The sequence below is a fragment of the uncultured Sphingomonas sp. genome (assembly GCF_946477935.1).
Classification (GTDB): Bacteria; Pseudomonadota; Alphaproteobacteria; order Sphingomonadales; family Sphingomonadaceae; genus Sphingomonas.
The window spans coordinates 1-4,700 of the sequence record NZ_CAMLAC010000258.1 but is presented as its reverse complement, the minus strand read 5'-3'; the positions used below and the strand labels follow the sequence as shown (position 1 = coordinate 4,700).

Annotated in this window: 2 protein-coding genes; both read left to right on the top strand. The window is 66.6% G+C overall.

Translation table 11 applies throughout. The features are described from left to right. Positions 1-268: 268 nt before the first annotated feature. Entirely contained in the window at positions 269-1,426 is a 1,158-nt protein-coding gene (locus tag Q0U08_RS17865) for an efflux RND transporter periplasmic adaptor subunit (protein WP_298092999.1), read from the top strand. Between the two features lie 7 nt (positions 1,427-1,433). Next, positions 1,434-4,637, top strand: a complete 3,204-nt coding sequence (locus tag Q0U08_RS17860; RefSeq protein WP_298092997.1) for an efflux RND transporter permease subunit — start codon at positions 1,434-1,436, stop codon at positions 4,635-4,637. Positions 4,638-4,700 lie beyond the last annotated feature (63 nt).

The window sequence follows — 4,700 nt, the reverse complement described above, 5'->3', positions numbered from 1 at the left end:
GTATCGGTCGTCATGATCCTGGTGTTCCTCGGGGCTGTCGGGGGACGCGGGCGTTGCGACAAATTGCGACACATATAACGCGCTCACCGGCTTGCATTTCCGTCCCGCTCGCCGCCATTAGGTCAGATCGGGCAACCCATTGTCGTGCCGCATCCCGGTCACGCCAAAATGGCTGCGCGGGCCGAGACACAGGTAGAACGACTTGAACACAGCATCGATTCGCGGGCGCCGGCTGCCGGCCGGTGTCGCCATCCTTTCACTCGCCCTGATGCTTGCCGCCTGCGGGGGCGGCGGCGAGCAGAAGGCGGCGGGCAAGGGGCCGGGCCAGGGAACGCCCACGGTCGGCTTCGTCACGCTGCAACCCACCGATGCCGCAATGGTCGTCGAACTCGCCGCCCGGACCTTCGCCTTTGAAAGCTCGGACGTCCGCCCGCAGGTGTCCGGCGTGATCCGCCGCCGCTTCTTTACCGAGGGCGCGCTCGTCCGGCGCGGCCAGCCGCTCTACGAAATCGACCCGCGCGTCTACAGCGCCGCCGTCAACGAGGCCGCCGCCAACGTCCAGAGCGCCCGCGCCAATGCGGAGGCGACGCGCATCCAGGCCGAACGCTTCCGCCCGCTGGCCGAGATCGAGGCGGTGTCGAAACAGGATTACACCAACGCCCTCGCCGCGTCGCGACAGGCGCAGGCCAGCGTCGCCCAGACCCAGGCCGCGCTGCAGACCGCGCGCGTCAATCTGCAGTTCACCACCGTGCCCGCCCCGATCACCGGCCGCATCGGTCGCTCGCTGTTCACCGTCGGCGCGCTGGTCACCGCCAACCAGGCCGATCCGCTGGCCCAGATCCAGCGGCTCGACCCGATGTTCGTCGATATCCAGCAATCCGCCGCCGATCTGCTCGCGCTCCGCCGCAGCCTCTCGCGCGACGGCATCGTCCCCGCCTCCGCACAGGTTCATCTGAAGCTGGAGGACGGCAGCGAATATGGCCCCGCCGGCACCGTGCAGTTCGCCGAATATGTGGTGGATCAGCAGACCGGCACCGTCACGCTGCGCGCCCGTTTCCCCAATCCGCAAGGATTGCTGCTCCCCGGCATGTTCGTCCGCGCCCGTTTCGCGCAGGCGATCAATCGCCGCGCCTATCTGGTTCCGCAACAGGCGGTGTCACGCGATCCCAAGGGCAATGCGACCGTCTTCGTCGTCGGTGCCGGCAACAAGGTGGCGCAAAAGACCATCCAGGCCGATCGGACCCAGGGCGATGCATGGGTCGTCACCGGCGGCCTGGACGGGAACGAGCGGATCATCACGCAAGGGCTGAACAACCTGCGCGCCGGCCAGACGGTGAAGCCCGTCGCCGCCGCCTCGCCGCAGCGGGTCGCCCCGCCGTCGCCCGAACAGATGAAGCAGATGCAGTCCAGGCAGAAGGCGGGCTGACCCGGCCATGATCAGCCGCATCTTCATCGACCGCCCGATCTTCGCCTGGGTTCTTGCCATCCTCGTCATGCTGGGCGGCATCGGCGGCATCATGGGCCTGCCGATCGCGCAATATCCCGACGTCGCCCCGCCCCAGGTGTCGATCCGCGCCAACTTCCCCGGTGCATCGGCGCAGACGTTGCAGAACTCGGTGACGCAGGTGCTGGAACAGCAGCTTACCGGGATCGACGGGCTGCTCTATTTCTCGTCCTCCTCGTCCAGCCGGGGGCAGGTGACGATCACCGCCACCTTCGAAAAGGGCACCGATCCCGATATCGCGCAGGTCCAGGTGCAGAACCAGGTGCAGCAGGCGGTCGCGCGTCTGCCGCAACAGGTGCAGCAACAGGGCCTGACCGTCCGCAAGTCCAATCCGGACTTCCTGCTCATCGCCGGCGTCTATGACGAAACCGACAAGATGACGAACCAGGACGTGTCGGACTATCTGGTGTCCAATCTTCAGGACCCGCTGGGCCGCGTCCAGGGCGTCGGCGACACCAACGTGTTCGGCTCGCAATATGCGATGCGCATCTGGCTCAATCCGGAACGGCTCAACAGCTATCAGTTGATCCCGTCCGACATCACCACCGCGATCCAGAACCAGAATGCCGAGGTCGCGGCGGGTGAGGTCGGCGGCCTGCCCTCCCCCACCACCCAGATGCTGAACGCGACCGTCACCGCCCAGTCGCGCCTCCAGACGCCCGAACAGTTCCGCAACATCATCGTCAAGACGCTGGTCAGCGGCGCCACCGTGCGCCTGTCGGACGTGGCCCGGATCGAGCTGGGCGCGGAAAGTTACGCCGCGGTCAGCCGGATCAACCGCCATCCGGGTGCCGGCATCGCGGTGCTGATGGCGCCGGGTGCCGACGCGCTGAAGACCGCCGAGGCGGTGAAGGCGGAGATCGCGCGCGTCGCCAAGGGCTTCCCGCCCGGTCTCAAGATCGCCTACGCCAACGACACGACCGACTTCATCAAGCTCTCGATCGACGAGGTGGTGAAGACGCTGTTCGAGGCGATCATCCTCGTCGTCATCGTCATGTTCGTCTTCCTGCAAAGCTGGCGCGCGACGCTCATTCCGACGATCGCGGTGCCCGTCGTGCTGCTGGGCACGTTCGGCGTCTTCTATCTTGCCGGCTTCTCGATCAACACTTTGACCCTGTTCGGCCTCGTTCTCGCCATCGGCCTGCTCGTCGACGACGCGATCGTCGTGGTCGAGAATGTCGAGCGTCTGATGGAGGAAGATCCCGAGCTGTCCCCGCGCGACGCGACGATCAAGTCGATGGACGAGATCACTATCGCGCTGATCGCGATCGCGCTCGTCCTGTCCGCGGTCTTCCTGCCGATGGCCTTCTTTGGCGGCTCCACTGGCGTCATCTACCGGCAATTCTCGGTCACCGTGGTGGCCGCGATGATCCTGTCGGTGCTGGTCGCGCTCATCCTGTCGCCCGCGCTCACCGCGACGCTGCTCAAGCGCAAGAAGCAGGAGGGCGAGGAAGCCGAATGGCTGGAGCGCAAGTTCCCGCGCGTCGCACGTGGCTTCGAGCGGGCCAAGACCTGGTTCAACACCAATTTCGACAAGGGGGTCGAGAAATATACTGGCGGCGTCCGCTATGTGGTCGACCGCAAATGGCTGTTCCTGCTGATCTATGCCGGCACGCTGGCATTGCTCGCGGTGCTGTTCCTGCGCCTGCCCACCGGCTTCCTGCCGACCGAGGACCAGGGCTCGGCCATCGTCCAGTTCCGCCTGCCCGCCGGCGCGACGCAGGGGCGCACGCTCCAGATCCAGCGTCAGGTGGAGCAGTATTTCGCGCAGCACGAGGGCAAGAATGTCCGCGTGCTCTTCACCGTCGCCGGTGGCGGCGGTGGCGGCACCAGCGGCCAGAATACCGGCCAGGGCTTCATCAACTTCGTCGACTGGAGCGAGCGCAAGGGCAAGGAGAACAGCGCGGATGCGGTCGTCGGCCGCGCCTCCGCCGCCTTTCGCGGCCTTCGCGACGCACAGGTCTTCGCGCTGGTGCCGCCCGCGGTGCGCGGTCTCGGCCAGTCGGACGGCTTCACCATGCAGTTGCAGAACAGCTCGGGCATGAGCCAGGAGAAGTTCGCCGAGGCGCGCGACAAGCTGCTCGCCGCCGCGAACGCCGATCCCGACCTCGCCTCGGTACGCCTCACCGAACTGCCCGACATCGCCACGCTGCGCGTCGACATCGATCAGCAGAAGCTGGCGGCCCTGGGGCTGACCCAGGCCAGCGTGAACTCGACCCTGTCGACCGCCTGGGGCGGCCAATATGTCAACGACTTCATCGACCGCGGCCGCGTCAAGCGCGTGTTCGTGCAGGGCGATGCGCCGTTCCGCTCCAAACCCGACGATCTGAAGCAGTGGTTCGTGCGTGGCTCGGCGGGGCAGATGGCCCCCTTCTCGTCCTTCTCGACCATCGCCTGGGGTCAGGCGCCGACCACGCTGTCGCGCTTCAACGGTATCCCCTCCTTCGAATTCCAGGGCTCGGCCGCACCCGGCAAGAGTTCGGGCGACGCGATGGAGCGGATCTCGCAGCTTGCCGCCCAGATCCCGGGCACTTCGGTCGCCTGGGCGGGCCTGTCGTACCAGGAACGCCTGTCGGCCGGTCAGGCGCCGATCCTCTACGGCCTGTCGATCCTCGTGGTCTTCCTGTGCCTTGCCGCGCTGTACGAAAGCTGGTCGATTCCGATCGCCGTTCTTCTCGTCATCCCGCTGGGCCTGATCGGCGCCATCGCCTTTGTGACGCTGCGGGGCCTCACCAACGACGTGTATCTCCAGATCGGCCTGCTCACCACGATGGGCCTCGCCGCCAAGAACGCCATCCTGATGATCGAATTTGCCGAACAGGCGGAAAAACAGGGCAAGCGCGTCATTGATGCAGCATTGGAGGCGGCACGCATCCGCTTGCGTCCCATCCTGATGACCAGCTTCGCCTTCATCTTCGGCGTGCTGCCGCTGGCGATCTCGACCGGGGCCGGCGCGAACAGCCGTATCGCGATCGGCACGGCGGTGATCGGCGGCATGCTCACCGCCACCGTGCTGGCGATCTTCTACATCCCCCTGTTCTTCGTCCTGGTCCGCCGCGGCGTGCGGGACGGGGTGGCCAGGCTGCGCGGACGTCCGACCGGGCACCAGCCGAAGGAGGCGGAGCAAGCCTGATGACGAAAACGCTCTCCCTTCTCCTGGGCGCCAGCGCGCTGGCGCCCAGGAGAAGGGAGAGCG